Below are 5,393 nucleotides of genomic sequence, written 5' to 3'. Positions count from 1 at the left end.
CGGTGGGGTGGCCGGGGGGAAGCCACCCCACCGCAGGGTCTCAGCCGCGCGCGCTGCCGGTCCGGTCGGCCCCGTCCTTGCCCGCCAGGACGCACACGACCTCCTTGGCGCCGACCGCCTCGCCGTCCTTGTACTCCCACTCCTCCTTGGTGGGGGCCAGGGCGTAGAACACGAACGCGTCGCGCTCGTCGGCGCTCACCCGCACGGTCCGCGCGTGCAGGTCGCAGTAGTGCAGCGCGTAGTCCCGGAACCACTCCTGGCCGGGGTAGGGCACCGCGAGGCCCTTCTCGGCGCGGTCGTAGAACGGGGTCTCCGCCGCGTACCGCTCGATCTTGTGCGGCTGCGAGCAGTCCACGTTCTGCTGCCAGTCGAACGCCGCGCCCTTGGTGATCAGGTTGGTGCCGCAGCCCTGCTGGCCCATGGCCCACACCGGGATGTCGCCCTGCCTGCCGAAGCTGTAGAACGTCACGTCCAGCTCCGTTCTCGGCGCGTCCGAGCCGTTCCCGGTCGGGGTGGAGCCCGCGGCCTCGGTCGAGTCGGACAGGGCCCGCCCGGCGAAGAACGCGCCGGTGGCCAGCAGCAGCGCCACCACGCCCGCGGCGACCAGCGCCGGGGCGCGCTTGGCGGGCGCGGGCTGCCGGGCGACCTGCCCGGCGCCCGCGGTGGGACCGGCGGCGACGGCCACGGGCCTGGTCGCGTTGCCGGACAGCAGCGCGGCGGCCTGGGTCGCGGTGAGCCGGGCCCTGGGGTCGGCGGCGAGCAGGCCCGCGATGGCGGCGGCGACCGAGCCGTGCGCCAGGCGCAGCTGCGGCGTCTCGTTCATGATCGCGTGCAGGGTGGACGCGGTCGAGGTGCGCTGGAACGGGGCGGAGCCCTCGACCGCGTAGGCCAGGGTCGCGCCGAACGCCCACAGGTCGGACGCCGGGGTCGCCGCCTCGCCGCGCACCCGCTCCGGCGACAGGTAGGCGGGCGAGCCGATGATGGCGTTGTTGAGGGTCAGGCCGGGGTCGTCGACGGCCTGGGCGATGCCGAAGTCGGTCAGCTTCACCTGCCCGTCCGGGCACACCAGGATGTTGCCGGGCTTGACGTCGCGGTGCACGATGCCCGCGCCGTGCGCGGCCTGGAGCGCGGAGAGCACCCGCAGGCCGATGCCCGCCACGTGCTCGGCGGGCATGGGGCCGTTGCGCTTGACCAGGGTGTCCAGCGGCTGCCCCTCCACCAGCTCCATGACGATGTAGGTCACGCCGTTCTCGACGATCACGTCGAACACGGTGACCACGGCGGGGTCGTTGAGCGCGCCCGCCGTGCGGGCCTCGCGCAGCACCCGCTGCTGGAGCACCTGCACCTCCTGGGGCGGCAGCCCCTCGGGCAGGTGCAGCTCCTTGATGGCGACCTTGCGGTTGATGAGGTTGTCGTGGGCCCGCCAGACCACGCCCATGGCGCCCCGGCCCAGCTCGGCCAGCAGCGCGTACCGGTTCCCGATGATCCTCGGCGCCGCAGCGCCTTCGTGTGGACCGCTCACGGCGTCGTTCAACTCCAGGTTTGTGCTCGCGTGCAGGGATTCGCGGGGCTGACGTTACCCAGCGATTGGTCCGGACGTGGTAGGACCCACGCCCGGACCGGGGAACCCCTACTGCGACGACCCCCGTGCGGGGCGGGTTCCGCTCACCTCCCGCCGACGGTGAAAGCCCAGGTCACCGGGGTGGGCAGGACGTTGCCGCTGACGTCGGCGGTGCGGATCGAGACGGTGTGGTGACCGGCCCCCATCGGCGCGTCGGGCGTCCACACCAGGGTCAGGCCGTCCGGGCGCGCGGTGAACCGGCCTGCGACCTGGGCCCCGTCGGGTCCGGTGACGGTGACGGAGCTGCGGGTGGTGTCGAGCGGTTCGTCGAAGGAGGCGACGACGGTGGTCAGCGGGTCGACCTCGACGGCCCCGGCGAGCGGGGTGCGGGAGGTGAGGACGGGCGGGGCGGTGTCGGCGCTGGGGGTGTAGACGGCGTCGACCCAGTAGTTGTTGCCCTGGTAGCTGCGGGTGGGGAAGCCCGCGCCGGGCAGGTAGACGCCGACGCCGTCGCTCTCCCAGTCGGCGGGGGCGGGGGTGCGCAGCGGCGGGGTGTCGACGAGGGCGCGCTGGAAGTAGCGCTCGTCGAGCGACCAGCGGCCGTTCGGGGCGGTGTAGGAGGCGACGTAGACCTCGCCGGGCACCACGACGACCGGGGACGCGAAGGTCAGCGACTGCCAGCCGCTCGCGGTCTCGCCGGTGAACGTGCCGGTGGCGAGCCTGCGCCCGTCGGCGGACCACAGCGAACCGGTGTGCGTGCCGGTGTTGCCGGGCCCCTTGTGGAAGCGCACGCCGGTGACCTTGCCGGGGGTGGTGGGGGTGAAGCGCACGCCCAGCTCGTGCGCGGTGTCCTCGCCGCTGGTCGGCGGGGCGGGCGCGGTGGCGGTGCTGAACAGCGAGCACGGGCAGCGCGGGGCGGCGGTGGTGAACGCCCAGGCGCCCGGTTCGGCGAGCGGGTTGCCGTTGACGTCGGCGGCCATGACGCGGGCGGTGTAGCGGGTCGCGCCGCGCAGCGCGCCGTCCGGGCGCCAGGTGACGGTGCGCAGGTCGGCCGACAGGGACACCGAGCCGCGCAGCCGCGCGCCCGCCGGGTCGGTCAGCCGCACCTGGGCGGAGGCCGGGTCGACGGGCTCGCTGAACGTGGCGGTCAGGGGCGCGTCGGCGGCGTCGCCCTCCGGGGCGCGCTCCAGCAGGGTCGGCGCGGTGGTGTCGCCGTTGAAGCCGTTGCGGTAGAGCACGTCCACCCAGTAGTTCGCGCCCTGGACCGAGGAGGTGGGGAACCCGCCGCCGTAGCGGTAGAGCCCGTTGGGTCCGCCGTCGCCGTCCTGGGGCAGGTGGGCGGCGCCGTGGGTGGCCTCGCCCGCGCGGAAGTAGCCGAGGTCGGCGGCGTAGCGGCCGTTCGGCGCGGAGTAGGACACCACGTAGTCGGTGGCGGCCTGCACGATCACCGGGGAGGTGAAGCGCAGGGTCTGCCAGCCGCTCGCGCTCTCGTCGGCGAACGCGCCGGTGGCCAGCAGCACGCCGTTGCCCGCCCAGAGGGAGCCGGTGTGCGGGCCGGTGTTGCCGGGGCCCTTGTAGAAGCGCACGCCCAGCACCTCGGCGCGGCCGTCGAAGCGGACCCTGGCGCCGAGCTCGACGGCGGCCGGGTCGGCGCTGGCCGGGACGGCGGGCGCGGCGCTCTCGTCCCACACCGAGCACGGGCAGCCGGTCGGCCTGGGGGCGGCGGTGGTGAACGACCAGGTGTGCGCCCGGCGGTTGCCCGCGGCGTCGTGGACGACGACCTCGGCGCGGTGCCGCGTGCCGCCGGGCAGCGGCGACTCGGGGACGAACGTGGTGGAGCGCCGGTCCTCGGAGGTGGTGACCGCGCCCGCGACGGGGCCGTCCGGGCCGGTGACGGCGAGGGTGGCGGTGTCCGGGTCGACCGGCTCGTCGAAGGTGGCGGTGACCCTGCCGGACGTCGGGGAGCTGGAGGCGCCGTCGACCGGGGTGGCGCCGACGAGGGCGGGTGGGCGCAGGTCGGGGCCGGGTTCGGCGGCCCACAGCACGTCGACCCAGTAGTTGCTCGCCCCGGAGCGCTGGTCCGGGAATCCGCCGCCGCCGCGGAACGCGCCCGCGCCGGGTGCGGTGAGCGGGTCGGCGCGGCGCGGCGCGGTGAAGTAGTCGGGGTCGACGGAGAAGTGGCCGGTGGGCGAGAGGTAGGACACCAGGTGGTCGACGCCCGCCGGGACCGCGACGGGCGCCGGGAACAGCAGGGTCTGCCAGCCTGCGCCGGTCTCGTCGGCGAACGTGCCGGTGGCGAGCCTGCGCCCGTCGGCGGACCAGAGGGAGCCGGTGTGCGTGCCGGTGTTGCCGGGGCCCTTGTAGAAGCGGACGCCGAGCGCGTAGCCGTCGCGGTCGGCGTGCCAGGCAAGGCCCAGCTCGACGGCGGAGGGCTCGGCGGCGTCGAGGACGGCGGGGGTGTCGTGGTCGTCCCACAGCCCGCAGGGGCAGGTCGGCTCGGCGGTCGCGGGCGCCGCGAGCGCGGACAGCGCCAGCAGGGCGCAGGTTAAAGCGCGCAGTACGGCGCTGGACAGGGACATCGCGTTCACGCCTCTCCCGTGGCCACGGTGGCTCGTGGCGGTGGACGTCCGGGAGATCGAGGGTGGGAGTGATCCCGTTACGGGGTGGGCCGTTCGGCCGCGCGGGCCGCGCGACCTGCGCGTTTGCCGGTTTTCGGTGGGGTGGGCCGGGTGGCCCAACCGGGGTGGCGGCGTTCGGCGGCCGGTGGTGCGTCCCGGCGGCGCGGGCCCGGAGGGGTCCCTCGAGCCGCGCCGATGATTGTTATTTCCGGTCATGAATCGCCCTGCGGGGCGAGGCGGGCCGCACGATCCGGCAGCGATTCTCACCCGGAGACCCCAGGTCAGCGACGGCGAGCGAGCGTTAGCCGCGTTTTCCTCCCGGTTCGGGTGAAAATATTACCGCCCATTCGACAATGCGCCGGCGTGTTAGCTTCGGAAATCGTTCCAGGAATTCCTGCAATGACCGGAGGGTTGCTGTGCGCACTCGGCTGGTGAGGGTGGTCGTCGCGGTGGTCGCGGCGCTGGGCGTGTTGGGCGGGACGGCCGTGGCGGCGCCGTCCGCGCGGGCTTGGTACGGCTGGTCGAGCATGGGAGGGCGCGTCACGTCCGGCCCCGCGGTGTCCTCGTGGTCCCAGGGGCGGCTGGACCTGTTCGCCAGGGGCGAGGACTCGGCGGTCTGGCACAAGTGGTGGAACGGCTCGTCCTGGTCCGACTGGGAGTCGCTCGGCGGGAACATCATCGACAACCCGGCGGCCGTCTCGTGGAGCGAGGACCGGATCGACCTCTTCGGGCGCGGCACGGACAACGCGCTGTGGCACAAGTGGTGGGACGGGTCCCGCTGGTCGGGGTGGGAGTCGCTCGGCGGGGTGATCACGGCCGGGCCGACGGTGTCCTCGTGGGCGGGCGGCAGGCTCGACGTGTTCGCCAAGGGCACCGACAACGCCCTGTGGCACAAGTGGTGGAACGGCTCGTCCTGGCTCGGCTGGGAGTCGCTGGGCGGCACGTTCCAGCACGCGCCCGCCGCCGTGTCGTGGGGGCCCGGCCGGATCGACGTCTTCGTGCAGGGCATGGACAACGCGGTCTGGCAGAGGTGGTGGGCGTGACCGCTCCGAGCGTGGCGGGGAGCCCCGCCACGACCGGGGCGGGCGCCGTGCGAGGAGCCGCGACAGGGGGAGCGGCCCGCTGACCGACCGGCGCACGGGAGGAAGAAGGCGGGGTGGGGGGGGGGCGGGGCCCGCGCCCCCCCCCCCCCCCCGCAGCGGGGTTACCGCCGC

3 protein-coding genes are annotated in these 5,393 nt (G+C 74.7%); 1 reads left to right on the top strand and 2 read right to left on the bottom strand.

From position 1 onward, the window contains the following. Positions 1–40: 40 nt before the first annotated feature. Positions 41–1,522 carry a serine/threonine-protein kinase gene (locus ACTUAL_RS20795; protein ID WP_440901422.1) on the bottom strand — a complete coding sequence of 494 codons (1,482 nt, stop codon included), beginning with the start codon at positions 1,520–1,522 and terminating at the stop codon, positions 41–43. A gap of 143 nt (positions 1,523–1,665) precedes the next feature. Then, on the bottom strand, positions 1,666–4,140 hold the full coding sequence (locus ACTUAL_RS20790; RefSeq protein WP_440901423.1) for a DUF4082 domain-containing protein: 2,475 nt from the start codon (positions 4,138–4,140) through the stop codon (positions 1,666–1,668). 470 nt (positions 4,141–4,610) lie between these two features. Between ACTUAL_RS20790 and ACTUAL_RS20785 the strand changes: the two genes are divergently transcribed. Then, positions 4,611–5,222 (top strand): hypothetical protein, encoded by a 612-nt coding sequence (locus ACTUAL_RS20785; protein ID WP_440901421.1) that lies wholly within the window; start codon positions 4,611–4,613, stop codon positions 5,220–5,222. Positions 5,223–5,393 lie beyond the last annotated feature (171 nt).

The sequence above is a fragment of the Actinosynnema sp. genome (assembly GCF_052038725.1).
This window is presented reverse-complemented; position numbering and strand designations above follow the sequence as displayed.